16 protein-coding genes and 3 pseudogenes are annotated in these 16,495 nt (G+C 66.8%); 12 read left to right on the top strand and 7 right to left on the bottom strand.

Annotation, left to right across the window (positions count from 1 at the left end; translation table 11 throughout):
* Positions 1–586 precede the first annotated feature (586 nt).
* The 4 genes and pseudogenes from AC1P0E_RS33555 to AC1P0E_RS33540 all read left to right on the top strand — a co-directional run bounded on the left by AC1P0E_RS33555 (position 587) and on the right by AC1P0E_RS33540 (position 5,225).
* On the top strand, positions 587–967 hold the full coding sequence (locus AC1P0E_RS33555; RefSeq protein ID WP_482746246.1) for a hypothetical protein: 381 nt from the start codon (positions 587–589) through the stop codon (positions 965–967).
* The gene (locus AC1P0E_RS33550) at positions 967–2,199 is read left to right on the top strand and encodes a hypothetical protein (protein ID WP_482746245.1); all 1,233 of its coding nucleotides are present in this window, start codon (positions 967–969) and stop codon (positions 2,197–2,199) included. The genes AC1P0E_RS33555 and AC1P0E_RS33550 overlap by 1 nt, the downstream gene beginning before the upstream one ends.
* Before the next feature lie 87 nt (positions 2,200–2,286).
* Positions 2,287–3,693, top strand: coding sequence for a replicative DNA helicase (gene dnaB / locus AC1P0E_RS33545; protein WP_482746244.1), 1,407 nt, complete (start codon positions 2,287–2,289; stop codon positions 3,691–3,693).
* 252 nt (positions 3,694–3,945) lie between these two features.
* Positions 3,946–5,225, top strand: a pseudogene (locus tag AC1P0E_RS33540) (IS701 family transposase).
* 318 nt (positions 5,226–5,543) lie between these two features.
* Here AC1P0E_RS33540 and AC1P0E_RS33535 read toward each other — a convergent pair.
* From AC1P0E_RS33535 to AC1P0E_RS33525, 3 genes are all read right to left on the bottom strand, one after another.
* Positions 5,544–5,756: a hypothetical protein gene (locus tag AC1P0E_RS33535; RefSeq protein ID WP_482746243.1), complete on the bottom strand. Its 213-nt coding sequence runs from the start codon at positions 5,754–5,756 to the stop codon at positions 5,544–5,546.
* 72 nt (positions 5,757–5,828) lie between these two features.
* Entirely contained in the window at positions 5,829–6,878 is a 1,050-nt protein-coding gene (locus AC1P0E_RS33530) for a hypothetical protein (RefSeq protein WP_482746242.1), read from the bottom strand.
* 359 nt (positions 6,879–7,237) lie between these two features.
* Positions 7,238–7,420 carry a hypothetical protein gene (locus tag AC1P0E_RS33525; protein ID WP_482746241.1) on the bottom strand — a complete coding sequence of 61 codons (183 nt, stop codon included), beginning with the start codon at positions 7,418–7,420 and terminating at the stop codon, positions 7,238–7,240.
* Between the two features lie 224 nt (positions 7,421–7,644).
* Here AC1P0E_RS33525 and AC1P0E_RS33520 point away from each other — a divergent pair, with 224 nt between their 5' ends.
* Positions 7,645–8,094, top strand: coding sequence for a hypothetical protein (locus AC1P0E_RS33520; protein WP_482746240.1), 450 nt, complete (start codon positions 7,645–7,647; stop codon positions 8,092–8,094).
* 5 nt (positions 8,095–8,099) lie between these two features.
* Positions 8,100–8,747 (top strand): hypothetical protein, encoded by a 648-nt coding sequence (locus tag AC1P0E_RS33515; RefSeq protein ID WP_482746239.1) that lies wholly within the window; start codon positions 8,100–8,102, stop codon positions 8,745–8,747.
* Between the two features lie 253 nt (positions 8,748–9,000).
* Here AC1P0E_RS33515 and AC1P0E_RS33510 read toward each other — a convergent pair whose 3' ends face one another.
* From AC1P0E_RS33510 to AC1P0E_RS33500, 3 genes and pseudogenes are all read right to left on the bottom strand, one after another.
* Positions 9,001–9,804: a hypothetical protein gene (locus AC1P0E_RS33510; RefSeq protein ID WP_482746238.1), complete on the bottom strand. Its 804-nt coding sequence runs from the start codon at positions 9,802–9,804 to the stop codon at positions 9,001–9,003.
* A 126-nt stretch (positions 9,805–9,930) separates the two neighbouring features.
* Positions 9,931–10,358: pseudogene (locus AC1P0E_RS33505) on the bottom strand (endonuclease/exonuclease/phosphatase family protein); the annotation flags it as partial.
* A gap of 293 nt (positions 10,359–10,651) precedes the next feature.
* Positions 10,652–10,807, bottom strand: coding sequence for a hypothetical protein (locus AC1P0E_RS33500; RefSeq protein ID WP_482746237.1), 156 nt, complete (start codon positions 10,805–10,807; stop codon positions 10,652–10,654).
* 275 nt (positions 10,808–11,082) lie between these two features.
* Here AC1P0E_RS33500 and AC1P0E_RS33495 point away from each other — a divergent pair, with 275 nt between their 5' ends.
* From AC1P0E_RS33495 to AC1P0E_RS33480, 4 genes are all read left to right on the top strand, one after another.
* Positions 11,083–12,255, top strand: coding sequence for a hypothetical protein (locus AC1P0E_RS33495; protein ID WP_482746236.1), 1,173 nt, complete (start codon positions 11,083–11,085; stop codon positions 12,253–12,255).
* 186 nt (positions 12,256–12,441) lie between these two features.
* Positions 12,442–12,753, top strand: coding sequence for a DUF6247 family protein (locus tag AC1P0E_RS33490; RefSeq protein ID WP_482746235.1), 312 nt, complete (start codon positions 12,442–12,444; stop codon positions 12,751–12,753).
* A 226-nt stretch (positions 12,754–12,979) separates the two neighbouring features.
* Entirely contained in the window at positions 12,980–14,023 is a 1,044-nt protein-coding gene (locus AC1P0E_RS33485) for an ISL3 family transposase (RefSeq protein ID WP_482746234.1), read from the top strand.
* Between the two features lie 98 nt (positions 14,024–14,121).
* Positions 14,122–14,580 (top strand): ISL3 family transposase, encoded by a 459-nt coding sequence (locus AC1P0E_RS33480; protein WP_482746233.1) that lies wholly within the window; start codon positions 14,122–14,124, stop codon positions 14,578–14,580.
* Positions 14,581–14,621: 41 nt separating this feature from the next.
* Here the strand turns inward: AC1P0E_RS33480 and AC1P0E_RS33475 are convergent, their stop codons facing one another.
* Positions 14,622–15,035, bottom strand: coding sequence for a DUF6086 family protein (locus tag AC1P0E_RS33475; RefSeq protein ID WP_482746232.1), 414 nt, complete (start codon positions 15,033–15,035; stop codon positions 14,622–14,624).
* Between the two features lie 134 nt (positions 15,036–15,169).
* On the opposite strand from AC1P0E_RS33475, the gene AC1P0E_RS33470 reads away from it, so the two are divergent.
* A complete protein-coding gene (locus tag AC1P0E_RS33470) occupies positions 15,170–15,652 on the top strand; it encodes a GNAT family N-acetyltransferase (RefSeq protein WP_482746231.1) in 483 nt (160 codons plus the stop codon).
* Positions 15,653–15,728: 76 nt separating this feature from the next.
* Positions 15,729–16,495, top strand: a pseudogene (locus AC1P0E_RS33465) (transposase).

The following is a 16,495-nucleotide window of genomic DNA, read 5'->3' as shown; positions in this document are numbered from 1 at the left end:
GCAGCGAGGTGACCTCGTCTGCCGGGTGATGCCCGTGAACCTGTGAGGGTTCGCGTGATCACCTACCCCAAGGATAGGGATCGCCGTCAAGATAGCCAGCACAGGGGGCTTTTTATCCCTGATTGTCTGGTCACATCCGCTGCTCGCGGCTCCCCGACCAGGGGAGACCCACCACATGTACTGCCAGCTCCACCCCCGTCGCCGGCCTCCGGTCGCGACCGCGGCAACTTTTTCCGGCCGGAGTGTCACACCGGTTGCCGGATCCGCACCTGTAGCAGGTGTGAAGCCCTCTTTTGCTACCGCCGCCCCGGCCGCCCCCGCCGGGCCTGTCCCGCCTGACGGGATGCACATCAAGGTTCCTGCCCGCCCCACGGGAGGAACGGCCCTTCCTCAGCCCACATCGGCCCTGCCCCCATGCCGTCTGCTGCAGGGTCGGCAGATGCGCTCACATTTCCGGGTCTTGGCATGTCACACGGATGCCGCCGCCGACACCTCTATGGGCATGACACCCCGTATTGATCACACGCCGTCCGCTTCCCCCACCTCTTCGTCCGGAGTCCGTCCGTGCGCTCTGAGGGGTGACCCGATGAGCAACTACGACTCCTACGACCCGTACGAGGATGAGAACCACCAGTACTGGCCCGGGGACGGCGTCCCCGGCCCTTACGGCGGTCCTCAGACCTCAATCTCTGATGCGGTGATGGTGAACGCGCAGATCAGCGCGCTCAGCTTCCGTGTGCACTGCGTGCTGCGCGCCGTGGTGAGTGACACGAAGAGGTCGACCGCGCCGCAGGCACTCCCGATGGCACGGCTGCGCGAGACAATCCCCGGCACCGACGGGGCCCCGATCACTGCCGAGGAACTACAGAGCGTCTTTAGCGAGCTAGAAAGCGCTGGCCTGCTCGTCCCTGCATCCACGGCATACATCGTGCCGGGCAGCGCCCAGGGGCCGGAGGTGGCCCGGTGATGAAGACGCAACAACTGGACGACCCGGCAGACCTGGATGAGGCCCTTGAGCTTTCCCTCGGTCGACGCGCGCCGTTCACGCAGCTCGGCGACTGGGTGCTGCTGTCGGGCTCAGACTCCGATGCCCGGACCTTGTACTGGGGCCTGTCAGCCCACCTCAACGTCGTCCGGGACGATGATGAGGTCTGGCCGGGTCTGCTGTCGCTGGCGCGGATTCTCGGGCTGAAGAAGCCGGAGAACGTGTCGAAGTACATGCTTCAGCTGGAGGTTATCGGCGCTATCGAGGTGATTCGCACGGCGATCGGGCTGGTGCGGCGCAACCGGTACGTCATCCATCAGACGCCGCCGGCCTCCCACACGGGCCCGCAGTCGACCGCCGAGTGGTACGCGTTGAACCGCGGCCCGAAGGACGAGGCACCCGAGGCGCGCAAGGCACGCGAGGCGCAATTCGACGCATGGCTGGCGGCGGTGCGGGACGGCCTGAAGGCGCACTGCGACAAGGTCTCCAAGGAGCGCGCGGCGGCGAAGAAGGCGAAGGCCGCGATGCCGCGGGTCGAACTGTTCCGCGCCCCCGTCCTCAATGATTTCCGTACCCCCGCTTCCGGGGGTACGGGTCGACCTGCGACGACGCGCAAAACCGCAGGTCGTTCCGTACCCCCGCGCCAGGGGGTCCCGTACCCCCGCGCCAGGGGGTTGAAAAAGACCAAGAAGAACAAGACCAATCTCTCTCTGGTCCCGGCTGTCACAGCCGCACAGGCTGAGACAGCTGAAGGCCGGAAGACGAGAGAGATCAACGCTTCGCGCGACACGACACCTGCACCTGCGGATGCGTCGGTGCCGCATCCGCGACCCGAGGCAAAGTCGTCTCATCAGCCTCAGCTGCCGCTTGACCTTCAACCGGTCATGCAGGCGTACATCACGGCCTTGGGCGTGTACCCGACACAGGGCATGGCTGAGCAGCTGCGTCAGGACGCCTTGGAGCTGCTGAAACTGAGTTGGCCGGTCGAACACGTCGCCAAGCTCGCCAGCCAGCTGCCCGGCTTGGGGTACTCCAGCCTCGCCAAACACGCCGGGCACAATCCCCCGCCAGCACCGAAGGCTGCGTCCCGGGGTGCCTCCCTGCCCTGGTGCACCGAGTGCGAGTCCCCGGACTACCGCTGGATCGCTCCAGAGGACGGGCCCGCGAAGCGCTGCACTGCCTGCAACCCCGCTGTCGCTGTCGCGGCCCCCTGACGTCCCCGCACACAAGTGCGGGCCGCCCCATGCCCGGGGCGGCCCGCGCGATCAACCACATCCGCGCTGACGGAATTGGAGACCGGAATGACCACGGTACGCAACGACTTCCCCGACGACCACGAGGGCGCAGCCTCCGAACTCCACCGCGGCAAAGTTCCACAGCAGCGTCACTTCGAGCGGGTGCCCCCGCAGGACCTGGATGCCGAGCAGTCAGTGCTGGGCGGGATGCTCCTGTCGAAGGACGCGATCAGCGACGTCGTCGCCGGGCCTATGAAGCCACATGACCACTACCGTCCCGCGCACGAGACGATCCACCAGGTGATCCTGAAGCTCTACGTCGACGGTGAGCCGGCCGACCCCATCACGGTCGCGGCCGAACTCACCAAGACCGGCAACATCGCCAAGGTTGGTGGGATCTCGTACCTGCACACGCTGGTGCAGGCCGCGCCGACCGCGGCGAACGCCGAGTACTACGGCGAGATCGTCCACGAGAAGGCCGTGCTGCGACGGCTTGCCGCGGCGGGCGGCAAGGTCCAGGCGATGGCATACGCACAGGAGGGCGAGGTCGCGGAGATCTCCGACGCCGCACAGGCTGAGATCTACGCCGCCACCGAGGTATCCACCGCACAGGACCCACAGCGCCCCGGCGACGGCAGCCTGGGCAACACCTTCGACACACTCGAGCACATCGAGAAGCGCAACGGTCAGATCACCGGCGTCAGCACCGGCTTCTCCGATCTGGACTCACTCACCCAGGGCCTTCAGCCCCGCCAGGTCTGCGTCATCGCCGCCCGCCCCGCCATGGGCAAGTCAACCCTCGCGCTCGACTTCGCCCGGGCCTGCTCCATCCGCGACGGCCTGCCCAGCGTGTTCTTCTCACTCGAGATGGGCATCGGCGAAATCAACATGCGGATGCTCTCCGCCCAGGCCCGCGTCGGACTGCACAAAATGCGCAGCGGCACCCTCACCGAGGCCGACTGGGAAGCCCTCAAGCGCAAGCAGCCGGAAATCGCCGCCGCTCCACTGTTCCTCGACGACTCAGCGGACCTGACCATGCTGCAAATCCGCTCCAAGTGCCGCCGACTCCAGCAGCGCCACGGGCTGAGCCTGGTGATCGTGGACTACCTCCAGCTCATGGAGTCCGGCAAGCGAGCGGAGAACCGCCAGGTCGAGGTCTCGCAGATCTCACGCGGACTGAAAATGCTTGCCAAAGAGCTTGAGGTTCCGGTCGTAGCGCTCTCCCAGCTCAACCGCGGCCCCGAGCAGCGCACGGAGAAGAAGCCCATGATTTCCGACCTGCGCGAGTCCGGATCGATCGAACAGGACGCCGACATCGTCATCCTGCTGCACCGCGAGGACGCATACGACAAGGAATCGGCCCGCGCCGGCGAGGCGGACCTGATCGTGGCCAAGCACCGCAACGGGCCGACAGCAACGATCACTGTCGCCTTCCAAGGCCACTACAGCCGCTTCGTCGACATGGCCGCGTAGCCGACCTGCCTGCTGTGGGGTCTCACGAACCGTGTCCTAATCTCACGGCCGATGTCCTATCGGCGTCCGCTCGTGAGACTCCGCAGGTCAGCGGCTCGCGCCCGGCGACCATGCCGAGGATTTGGATACGGTCGTGAGACTGAACGGCTGGACAGGGCGTGAGACTTCACGAGAAGCCGCAGGTCACGGCCTCGGCCTAGTAGGACTCCGTTAGGTCTTCCGGTCCGACCTGTTCCTGGGCATGTTGGGTGTGTGGATGCACATGAAGTGAACCGTGTACGGGCCCAGTTGGCGTTCTACGTGGCAGATGTGTTCGCCTCGGTGCCGCGTAAGGATCAGCGGGCCAAGGGCGACTGCTACCTGCGGGGACTGATGCTGGACGGTCGCCGCAAGTCGATCCAGGCCATGGCTGCTCGGCTGCGGGACGGCAACGAGCAGAACCTTCAGCAGTTCGTGAACCAGTCCACCTGGGATCCGGTGCCGGTGCAGCGTCGGATCTGCGAAAGGATGCTGCCGCTCATCGCCCGACGGCCTGGGTGATCGACGACGTGTCGGTACCCAAGGACGGAAGAATGTCGGTCGCCGTGGCCCCGCAGTACTGCGGGGCCTTGGGTAAACGCGCCAATTGCCAGGTCGCGGTAAGCGTCCACGCTGCCACCGACACCGCTTCCTGCCCGCTGCAGTGGAGGCTGTTCCTGCCACGGGAGTGGGAAGCGGACAGCGACCGCAGGGCCGCCACTCGTGTCCCGCCCGAGGTCACGCGTCGCGAGAAGTGGCGGCTGGCGTTGGACATGCTCGACACGCTGGCCGACTGGAATATGAGGCCGCCGGTCGTCGTGGCCGACGCCGCTTACGGCACCAACGCCCACCTGCGGACCGCTCTGGCGGACCGCGGCATCAACTACGTGCTGGCCGTCCGCGCGGACGTGACTGCCCACCGGTTCGACGCGGAGCCCGAGGCGCCGGACCGCAACGGGCCGGTCGGCTGCTGGCCCCAGCCTCGTTATCGACAGCCCGCATTGTCGGTGGCGGCCCTGGCCGCCGGTCTTGAGCCACAGGCTTTCACCGCCGTTGCCTGGCGGCACGGCTCGCGAGGGAAGTTACGGTCCCGCTTCGCCGCCGTGCGTGTCCGTCCTGCGGGCAAAGCCGTCGAGCGTCCGATCAGGGCCGCTGCTTCGGCCGAGCAGGGCTGGTGGGACAGGGTCCTGCCCGACTGCTGGCTGTTGGTCGAGTGGCCAGAAGAGGCCGCGGTCCCCACCGATTACTGGCTGTCCAGCCTGCCGGCTGACACCCCGATCGCCGATCTGGTCCGGCTGGCCAAGGTCCGCTGGCGCATCGAGCACGACTATCGCGAACTCAAGCACGGCCTGGGCCTGGACCACTTCCAAGGCCGTTCCTGGCCCGGCTGGCACCACCACGTCACCCTCGTGACCGCCGCCCACGCGTTCCTCACCGAGCAGCGTCTGGCCCCAAAAGCGCCCGAGCCGGACTCACTCTCTACCAGATCCTCGATGCTCTCCAGGACACCTTGAGGTGCTGGACCGGCATCTGCAGCACCTGCCAACAGCCCCTGCCCAGAAAGCCACAGACGGCATCAAGATCGAGAAAAACCTAACGGAGTCCTACTAGGGCACGAGCCGCGAGATCCTACACCTCTGTCTCAAGCCTCACCGGACGGGTTCGAGCAGATCAACCGTGTGCCGTTTCCAATGGAAACGGCACAGTCGAGATCGGGGCGCGGGGAGCTGGGTGATCCCGTGGCCTGCGGCGGGACCGGAGCGTCTGGGCACCAATGGCGTCTTGGCCAGCCACCAGGGCCATCAGGAACTGCTGGTCGATGCTCGCGTCGTTCACGCGAGCAGGGGCGTGGGATCACCCGCTCCTGCCGGATGCACTTCCAGGCCGCCGTCGGCGTTCAGCACCGGTCGGCGGCCCGGGTAGGTGCGCCTCGCTGTTTCCAGGTCACGCTCGTCGAAGTCGCCGACGAAGACGAGCACGCCGTGGAGGAGCTCAACTTTCTGCGCGCTGGTGGGCCACCGGGAGAGCAACGCTTCCGTGGTCATGGGGGCTGCTGGTGGCGGTAGGTCCGGTCCAGGCATGCGCGGTCTTCCCTCGGTCGGTCAGTGAACGTGCGGCTACCGCAGTTGTTCCGCTCGATACTGCTGGTCGTGGTGCTGGACTGCTTGCTGGGGAAAGGCCCGGGGCATCCAGGCTTCTGGTGCTCCGGCCTGGCGGAGCGTCTTGATCTGCCGGTCGTAGTCGCGTCCTTCGGGGCTGGCGTGGACGCGCAGGTAGAGAGGGTCGTCCCTGCCGGTGATGTGGCCGTCGAAGTAGAAGGAGCAGGTGTGGTTCCACTGGTAGGGGGTGTCCGGTTCGGCGCAGTGGCAAAACCGGTGCGACAGGTTCACCGGGAGGCCCCATTCGGGGTGGCATAGCCGCTGCAGGAGCTGGTCGTGCCAGACGGCCCGGGGGTTGGCGGTGCGGGCGTCGATTTTCCAGGTGTCGCCGTCGTCCCAGCACTGAACGCGGTAGAAGGCGGTGACGGTGTGGAAGAGAGCGATGCGCCGCAGCAGGGCGCTTCCCACCGAGGCCCGCCTGGCTCGGGAGCGTTCGAGACTGGGACAGGCGTCGAGGTAGGCGGATTCGACGGGATCGAGACTCGGGGCCGTCCAGAGCGGTCGCAGGCCGTTGCCTTCGCACCAGTGCCGGTGCCGGCGCTCGACTTCCTCCCAGCGCTCCGTCAGCCCACTGGGCAGGGCGAGCACGAGACCCGCTGCTTGCCTGAGGCTGTCCAGCATGTGCAGCCGCAGTTGCCAGCCGCGGGCCTCGATGCCGCTCACCCGAAGGCCGGGGATCCCGGGCAGATCGTCGCTGCTGCCGGGGGCGGGAGCCGCGGGCAGCAGCCGACTCAGACAGTGCTCGGGAAAGGAGTACCGCTCCTGACCGAGGGAGGGATCGAGGTGCAGGGTGAGGGACGTACCGGTGGTGGTCACTGAGGCGATGCCGAACGGATGCGCGCACAGATCCGGAGCCGTGCCCAGTTGCTCCAGGAGGCGGCCTTCGAGCAGCGCCTGCGCCGGTGCGGCCGAGGGGGCTGGGTGGCTGGTGCGAAGGCCGACGCGGCGAGATTGCCCGGTGCACTCAGCCCAGTAGCGGAGTTTGCGGGACGAAGCGGTGCGGCTCACGGCAGTGCCTTCCCGACGTGCCGTGGCCCGATCCTGGCACGCCAATGAACACTGACGAGCTGCTGTTCCTGATCTCGGTGGTGCAGGCCGGTGCAATGCCACGCTCCTTGCGTTCCGGTACGCCGGATCGGGCGGCGGTCGGAACGTGGCCCGCCTCGGGCCATGCCCGCTCATGATGCGGCAGAACCGCGGCGCAGGGCGGACGACATCGTGACGGGTTCACCCAGATGGCGTCCGCGTCGGCCAGGTGCTGCTCACCACCAGCCGCCGCGCGGCCGGGCCGCGGCCGGCCGACGACCGGGGCCGCGAACTCGGCCCGACCCGGCGTTCACCGATGGGCGGGCCAAGGGAACGTGCGGCTATCCCCAGTCCCGCAGGTTTCGTTTCCGCTCGTTGAACCGTGCGGCTCGGCGAGGGGCTTGGCTTGCGTCGGGTGCGCTGCCGAGCGCGAGGACGGGATCGGTGACCTGGTAGGTCACCCGGTAGGCCAGGACATCCAGGGCGGTCTCCAGCCATTCCTCCGCGCGGCGTGGGGGAGCCATGGGCCCGAGTGCCGTGGTGAACCACACGGGCAGCAGGTCGGTGCCGGTGAGCGCGTCGGACAGCCGGCTGCGCAGGCGTACCCGCAGCTGGGTGTGCGCACGTTGGCCGGCCTCGATGACAGCGGCCGACCTTGCACGGCGGGGTGGCGCTATGTTGGCGAGGATCCCTCACTTGGCGTGAAACTCATATGACATGCAGTCATGGGGTGTGTCAGGGTCAGGTCATGAAGAAGATCGCATCGCTGGCCGCAGCGAGCCTCGGGATAGCTTCCATCCTCATCGGCCCCGCTGCTTCCGCACACGCCGCCGTGCCTTACTGGAACAAGGCCGAGAAGTGTAAGCAGGAGGACTGGCAGGGCCGGGACATACCCACGCGCGTCGGCAACCACGAACTCGGCTGGAACCACTTCTCGGGAAAGCACAACATCAAGAAGTGTCGAGTGGTCAACGGTCCCATCAACGGCAGGCCGGATGTCGTAAGGGGTGCACGTCTGGAGTACTGGGGTTACGCCATCAACGGCAGTCGGCAGGTCAAAATTGTCGTCATCGCTCAGTACGCGCGCAAGACGGCCGACGGGCGGTACGACGCGGGTCGCGGCAAGAAGATCGGCGTCATTACCGCCTATTGTGCGAACGTGCCTCGCAACAAGTGCCCCAACTGGGTCAATCAGTGACTTCCATGCATGAAGAGTACGAAGAGATCGCGGAGCAGCAGGCGGGCATCACCCGCCTGCTGCTCCACCACGTCAGCTCGCCGCTCGTCGGCACTCAGTACGTCCGGGGCATTCTCCCGGTACCGCCGCCTGCCGAAGCCATTCGCGTTGTGACCGGCAGCAAAGCCGCTCACACACCGAAGCAGTTGACTGCCTACGAGATTCCTCTCCGCGTGGAGGGCGAGCTGCTCACGGGGGATGACATCGCCGGCATCCTCCGCGCTCTGCACAGCGGCACGCGCGTCTACCCCAGTGACAGCATCAGCACCGTGATGGGCATGACCCTCGTCCACGTGCACCCCGCGACCGTACCCGTGCCCGCTCCGGCCGCGGACGACAACGCCCTGATCATCCTGCGCACCCTCGCCATTCCCTACACGGAAGAGGAGCCGGACCCGCGCCTGCAAGGGTTCCTCTTCCTGGATGAGGACCGGCTCCGCCTCTACCTCGACGCCGAAGACCTCCCTGGCGTGACCGCCGTGGACGTGCGGCCGTCCGGCGCCCTCACCGCCCTGCTCGCCGCCTTGCCGAACTTGATCAACGAAAAGCAGCGGATGACGGAGACCGGCGATGACCCTCACTGCTCCAACGTGGTCGACCTGACTGACTGGTGACCGACGCTGAAAAGATCGCCGGCGGGCATCACCTCCGTCGGGTCTTTGCCGCTGACAGGCATCGGTGCCCAACGCCTTCGCCACCCTGGTTCCATCCCAGCGGCCTATGCGAGGGCGCGAGCATCACTGACTGTTGCCGGTCTGCAACCCCGGCTACTTGGCCGATTGACCAGGGGGCCGGGCGATGAGGGCGTTGACATCAACGAAGGCCGCCCGGCACCTGCTGGGCGGCCTCCACTCGTCTGTGTTCCGTCTACCGCCTGGTGCGCAGAAAGGTGCGCCGGGCGGTGACGAGCTCGCGCCACCGCACGCGGGTGGCCTGTTCGCCGTCCAGCCATTGCGGCGCCGTATGCCCGGCGGGCAGCGGAAGATCGGCCATGAAGGCCGCGATGTCGACGTAGTACGCGAAGTCCTCGCCCCGGGTCTGTTCCCGCAGGCGCGAAATTGTGGCGGCCAGCGCGTCATGGTCGTCCAAGACGGCCTGGTGGAAGGCGAGGGCCAACTCGAGGGTGGGTGTCGTGGAGGTGAGGCCCGCGACGTCAAGCTCGGTGCGCAGGGCGCGCACACGGTCTTCGAGCCCGGGGCTGCCGGCGTCGCGAATGAGAGCGGCGATGGCCGCATTGATCGTGGACGCACGCAGGTCGAGGTGCGCGAGGAGCTGGTCGGCCAGGTCGATTTCGTCGTCGGCCTGGTGGGGGTCGAGGAAGGCGACGGCGAGGGCGCGCAGGGCCTGGTTATGGGCGGCCTCGCCGGACTTTGCGTGCTGTTCGGCTTCGAGGCGCCCGGCCAGGTAGGCGGCGGTCGCGCGGGCCGGCTCTCCCTGCACCCACCACACGTCGCCCAGGACTCGCTGGTGACGCCCTTCCCAGCCGAGAGTTTGCGCGGCGGCGTACGTGGTGGGGAAGTCCCCGGCGAGGCGTGCGGCTTGGGCCAGTCCGCGCCGGGCGGCTGGGGCCAGGCGGCCGCCGCCGTCGGCGACCTGCTGGTAGCCGCGGCGGGATTCCGTGCTGCTGTGGCCGATGTCGCGCAATGCCTTGGCCCGGTAGTAGAGGGCCATCTCGTGCAGCTCGGTAGGCAGCAGGTCGGAGTCGATGACGGTGGTGAGCCGGGTGACGGTGCGCCTGCGGTGTTCGCGTTGCCGGCGCGCCAGGGCGCTGAGATTGTTGTCACCGGGACCATTCCCTCAGTGCAGTGTGATCTTGCCGGCGACCGGCAGATGGTCGCTGCCCGGTGGCGGGCAAGGTGCGGATGCGGCCGACGGTTGCAGAGCGGGCCATGACCTGGTCGATCCGGGCCAGCGGGAAGGCAGCGGGGCAGCTGAAGGCGAAGCCCCGCTTCGCCACGTTCATCCGTGAGGTCAGCGGGGCCAGCCCGCGGTCATCGACCGTGCCAATGAGGTCGCCCAGCAGGATCACTGTTCTCACCTTCTCAGCCGCGACGGCCTTGCCCAGCAGGCCGGCGCTCTCGTCGCGCCGGGAGGATGCGAGGCCGCTCGCCCGGACACGGACCGAGGGCAGGTGCGCGACACGCCGCGATCTCGCCACGCGGCGTGTGCACCACGCCACGCAGCCCGCGACTCCAGGACCCAGCGATCCCCTGCGGTTTGACGTCCTGTCCGTCTGCTTGAGCGCGGCTCTTGGCGGGGTGAGCGTCGAACCACGGGGCTGGCCGATAAAGATGTCGTCCCGGCGAGGGCCGGACCGATGAGTGGCACTCAGACCGGCGGGAACTGCGCGCCGGGTGCCGCGGGAGCGGGCTGAACGTGACCGGCGTTGGCTGCCGGTGAGGTCAGACGATCGGGACTGGGGGGCAGCCATGGCGGTAGCTCGCGGTGTCGGAGCTGGTAGGCCGGATCTGCTAGTGACAGCGTGCCGACCTGGTGACAACTACCGCGCTTTGGCACATCAGCGTCCCAGCCATACCGCGCCCCCTACGGAGCCGGCGATGCCGGTCGCGAAGGCGAGGAGTGGGTATGGGATGCGCTGGACTGTCAGGCGGAGCCCGCCGACCCGCAGGTCGAGGATGGGCTGCTGTCGGGTCGGGCGGTGCTTCGTCGGCATGGCTGCTCTCCGTTCGTCTCACCCCGGAATGTTTGGGGCCTGACCTCGAGCTTCGGCAGATTCAGCCGTTGCGGAAGTGGGAACACCGTGTTCCCGGGCAACTGGCAACGCACTGCTCGGTAGCACGACGCTGAAGAGCCGACGCCATGGATTTGGCCTGACCACGTGTCACGGGAGCCGGAACGCGGCATCATGCAGACTCGGGTCGAGGAGGACGCATGAGCGTAAATCCTGGTAGAGACACAGTTCTCCGGTATGCGACGGCCCTCAAAGCTATGGTGCAGCCTCTTCTCCAAGCAGGTTTCACGCAGCGGCGGCTGGGCGCCGAGGCCGGCTTCTCTGCCGCTGCTGTGTCCCGGTTCCTCAGCGGAGAGCGAGTTGCCCCCAAGGCGTTCATCGAAGGGCTTGTGGACTTCGCTGCCCGCGAGAGCGTTCACCTGTCAACTGACTTTGAAGAGTTGCGGAAGCTGCGTGAATGCGCTGAGAAAGAAGGCTCCACCACGGCCAAGCTCCGACAGGCGCAAGAGGAGATGACGCGGCTGAAGTCCAAGCTTGTAGAAGCAGAGAAGACCGCGCAGCGCAGGCGAGAGGTCGCCGTACAGGAAGCCATCAAAGAAGTGCGCCAGGACACCGCCCGGCAGTTGGCCGCCCTGGAGCAGAATCTGCAGGACATTAGCGAGGAGCTTGCTCGGGAACGGCGGCGCGCGGAAGCAGCCGAAAATCTGCGTGCGACGATACGAGATCAAAAGCGGCGCCTGAACAGCGCCAGTGATCTCGCGCGCGAGATGAACGCTGATGTGGAACGCCAGCAGGAAGAGATACGACTACTACGCAAAGAGATCGAAGTCTTGCGCCGGCAGGTCAGTCGACTCACCGAAGAGAAGACTGTTCCCGGGCTGTCAACGCAGGCCAGCGTCGTACGCTCCGCCATCCAGACCAGCACCCGCCACGCCGGGTCAGATGCGGTGCGGGCGGCTTCACACCCTGCTCAGAAACAACCGGTGGTCCGTGATTGGACGGAGCAGGCACGGCAGCCGCACGCACCTATGCCTACCTCGAGCCCATCCCCTAGCTCCAGTAAATACTCAACGTCCTCGAAGATTGCATTAGGTTTCTGCGGCCTTCTATCTCTTTGCCCTCCCATCTTTGTCTACTTAAGCGGTGCGGCCTTCGCAGCATCCTCCCCAGAAGGGCTACCGTTATGGAAGCGGCCTCTGGTGCTAGTGGGCCACCTCCTCTTTACAATTGTGGGTTGGTGCATTCTGAGCGCCATCGCCTACTTTCCGGTCTGGCTCACAGCAAAGGAGGAGATCGAGGAACTAGGTGAATTCTTGCTCGGTATCTCAAGTGCGCTCTCAGCTATAAGCTTTATCGTGGGTTTCTGTCTCATTCTCGTGAGCAGATTAACTGAGTCTTTTCAGTGGTGGCAGGACGCCCTTAGCATCTAGCATCAGTGGCTGAGCACCTATTTCTAGCTCAGCCGACAAAAGGTGGCTCTGCGGTGTATCTCATCGCTGGCGACTCGTGCCGGGCCAGCCAACCTCCAGCAGCTGCCAGACGCACGGAGTCCGTCTCCAAAGCGGGTGAGGCGCGCGTACCGTGACGGTACGACCCGTCACCGGGAGGACCAGCCGATGAGCGCGCAGCCCGACCACGCACCCGTCACGCCGTACGCGCCCGCGCCGGGAGCTCCGGCCGAACTGCTCCACCAGCTGCGCGCCGACCGGCGCGCCGCGCAGTGGGTGCCGGCCTTCGAGCGGGAGTGGGCGGCCGCCCTGGAGGATTCCCGCCGGACGTTCTCCCTCGGCGGGCTGTACGAGGTCGTCCAGGACTGGCAGGGCCGACTCGCCCACGCCCCGGCCATCGACGCGTTCGTCGCCTCCGGCTACGACGACAGCGAAGCCATCGACATGGCGGAGCTGCGGGGAAGGCGAAGGCGCCGGTGAGCGGACAGCCGTACGCGGTCCGCTTCTCCGCACCGGCCGCGAAGGTCCTCGACACCCTGCCCGAGCACGTCGCGGACACCGTGTGTGGCTTTATCGAGCAGTAGTGGTTCTGGCTCACTTTCCGTGAGGCGTGCACGGTGAGTGATCGCTGACGCTCGGATGAGACGCTGGGACGTTGCCCGAAAATCATCGCTGGTGACCTTGGTGTGGCTGACAGTTCGGCGTCATGGAGGAAACGACGCTGCGGCTGAAGGAACTGCTGTTCCCGTCGATCGCGGACGTGGCAGTGCTGTCGGTAGACGTGAACAACGAGGCGATACGCATCGAGGTCCGCGTGACGACGATCGGCTCGGAATGTCCGGACTGCGGGAGTTGGTCGAGCCGGGTGCACAGCTCCTACCTACGGTTCCCAGCCGATGTGCCTACTGCGGGGCGACGGGTGGTCGTCTGTCTGCACGTCCGCCGGTTCTTCTGCCCGAATGCTTCGTGCGGACGGCTGACGTTTGTCGAGCAGGTGCTGGGGCTGACCCGACGGCACAGTCGGCGGAGCGAGCGCCTGTGTCAGGTGCTGGCCGCGGTCGGCCTCGCGCTCGCAGGCCGGGCCGGTGCACGGATGGCCCGGGTCTTCGGAGTGCCCGTCAGCCGCAGCACCGTGCTGCGGCTGGTCGCCGCACTGCCCGAGCCGCAACCTCCGGCCCCGCGGGTGGTTGGCGTCGACGAGTACGCCACGCGAAAGGGCCGCGTCTATGGCACGGTCCTGGTCGACGTCGAGACCCGACGCCCCGTGGACCTTCTGCCTGATCGTGAAGCATCCAGCCTGGCCAGGTGGCTCGCCGAGCGGCCCGGCACCGAGGTCGTCTGCCGGGATCGAGCTCCCTTCTTCGCGGAGGGCGCCACGGCCGGGGCGCCCCAAGCGGTCCAGGTCGCCGACAGGTGGCATCTGTGGAACAACCTCGGCGAGGCCGCCGAGCGAGCCGTCGCCCGCCACCGCCAGTGCCTACGCGTCCCGGCCCCCGAGCCTGTCGGTCAGAGGGCCGAGGAGTCCCCCCGAAGAGACACCGGACTCGCCGTGGCAGAGCCAGCGGTTCGCCAACCGCATCCGGGCCAGGCACGCCACCGTCCACGCGATGCTGGAAGCCGGCCACAGCCGCCGCGCGATCGGCCGCCAACTCCACATGACCCACCGCACCGTCAAGAGCCTTGCCGACGCCGCGAGACCCGAAGACCTCTTCCGCGGCCAGTGGCAGTACAACCGGACCTCCGCCCTTGACGCGTACAAGCCTTACCTCGACGAGCGCTGGGACGAAGGCTGCACCAACGCCTGGAAGCTCTGGGAGGAGATAATCCCACTCGGCTACCAGGGCAGCTATGGCATCGTCAGCGCCTACATCAGGAAGAAGCGCACCTCCCCCCCGTCCGGTCACCGCACAGCCGCCAGCACCCCGGGTGGTGACACGATGGATTCTCAGCCGTCCGGAAAACCTCACCGAGCTCGAAAAGCTTCGGCTCAAGGCCGTGTTGGCCGAGTGTCCCGAGCTCGATGCACTCGCCGGTCACGTGCGGTCCTTCGCCCGGATGCTCACCGAGCGCCAGGGCGCACGGCTCCCGCGGTGGCTCGACGCCGTCCGCCAGGACGACCTGCCCAGTCTCCACAGCCTCGCCGCAGGCATCGACCGAGACCGCGACGCCGTTATCGCTGGCCTCACCCTGCCCTGGAGTTCCGGTGTTGTTGAAGGACACGTCAACCGAATCAAGATGCTCAAGCGCCAGATGTTCGGCCGAGCCGGCTTCGATCTCCTCCGCAAGCGTGTCCTGCTCTACACGTAGGGCCACGTTCCCGAGTCGCCAGAAGTGCTGGCAGATGAGGCTCAGGGCGCCATGTGTCGGACGAGCTCCCGTGACTTCTGCTGCAGTGCGGCTGTCCACTCCTTTGCATGGGGGTCCGAAGCCGTCTTGAGATAGTGGCTCTCGGCGCGCTTGGCCACCTGCCAGCTCACCTCGATGTTCGCTATCTCAGCCAAGGCCAGCACCGTGGCAACGAACCCTTCGGACAGGGTGGCCATGACGGCGTGCCTGGTTTTGCTATGCCAGGCAAGCAGGGCATCGACGAACGCTGCGAATGCGATGGGGTCGATCTGACACTCATCAGCTTCCATGGGGCCGATGCCCGATGGCAGCCCCACTTCGGCTTGATAGACGGTGACCTGGCTCATGAACAGCCGCGACGCCCCGTTGGACGGATTCCACAGGGTTCGGTCGCCCAAGTCGTAGTACTGGCTCACGTCAGCCTCTCACTGCTGGTCATAGGAGGTCGACATTACGTTCAGTCAGCCCTCCACGGAAAGTGAGCCAGAACCCCCTACTCACTGATGTAGCCAGTGGACTGTTCCACGAGCGTCGCGGCAGACTCGTCGCCATGGTGCACCTGCGGGTTCTCACGACAAGCGACTGGCCGTTGTGGCGGGAGGTTCGCCTCGCCGCGCTGGGCGAGGCACCGCACGCCTTCAAGTCTCGGCTCGCGGACTGGCACAGCGGCGGGGAGGAACGGTGGCGTGCACGCTTGGCGATGCCGGCCACCTACAACATCGTCGCGTTGCTGGATGGCCGAACAGTCGGGATGGCCGCCGGCCTACCTGTGGACAGCAGCGCATGCGAGCTGAGGTCGGTGTGGGTCAGCCCCCAGGCGCGGGGCCGCGGCGTCGGAGACCAGCTGATAGCGGCAGTCGAGACGTGGGCCTGGCAGTCGGGTGCTACAACGCTGAAACTCGCGGTGATCCCGGACAACGAGCCTGCCGTCGCGCTGTATCAGCGCAACGGCTTCGTCGTCACGGGAGAGCTCGGAGAGCTGTTGTCCGACGGTGTGAGCAGGGAACGCGTGATGGTGAAGGCGCTTCGCTGACGGGACGACATGCGAGCCGGACGGATCACGCCGCCCGCTGAGACAGGGCAGGCCGCCCTGATGCGACGATCCCTGCGTGGCTGGTGTGACCACGGCGTCGGAGCCGTCTTGGATAGCCCCGTTCACCGGGCTGAGCCCGCGCTGTTTCGCGAAGCTGGTGACGGTTCTGCGGCGTGAGGGTGCGGGTGCGGTCCGCAGGGGCCGCCCTGGGGCCTTCCTCTGGAGGACCGGGTACTGCTGGTGGCGGCTTACTGGCGGACGAACTTGACGATGCGCCAGCTCGCTCCACTCTTCGGGGTCTCGAAGTCGGCGGCGGGCCGCATCATCGATCATCTCGGGCCGATGCTCGCCCTTCAGCCCCGCAAGCGGTTCGCCAAAGACACCGTGCTCATCGTGGACGGCACCCAGGTACCCACTCGCGACCGCGCCATCGCGACGCAGTCGAAAAACTACCGGTACTCCACCAACCACCAGGTCGTCATCGACGCCGACACCTGCCTGATCGTCGTGGTCGGCCGGCCTCTGCCCGGCAACCGCAACGACTGCAAGGCATGGGATGAATCCGGTGCTAAAACCGCCGTCGGCAAGACGGTGACGATCGCCGACGGCGGCTACCCAGACACCGGACTCGTCATGCCGCATCGCCGCCGCAAGGGCGAAGACCTGCCCGAATGGAAGGAAGCCCACAACAAGTCCCACAAGCAGGTCCGCGCCCGCGTCGAGCACGTCTTCGCCCGTATGAAGACCTGGAAGATCCTCCGCGACTGCCGCCTCAAAGGTGACGGCGTCCATCACGCCATGCTCGGCATCGCCCGGATGCACAACCTCGCCCTCGCCGGATAG

It is taken from the genome of Streptomyces sp. TRD_SC_5, from assembly GCF_056836825.1.
This window is presented reverse-complemented; position numbering and strand designations above follow the sequence as displayed.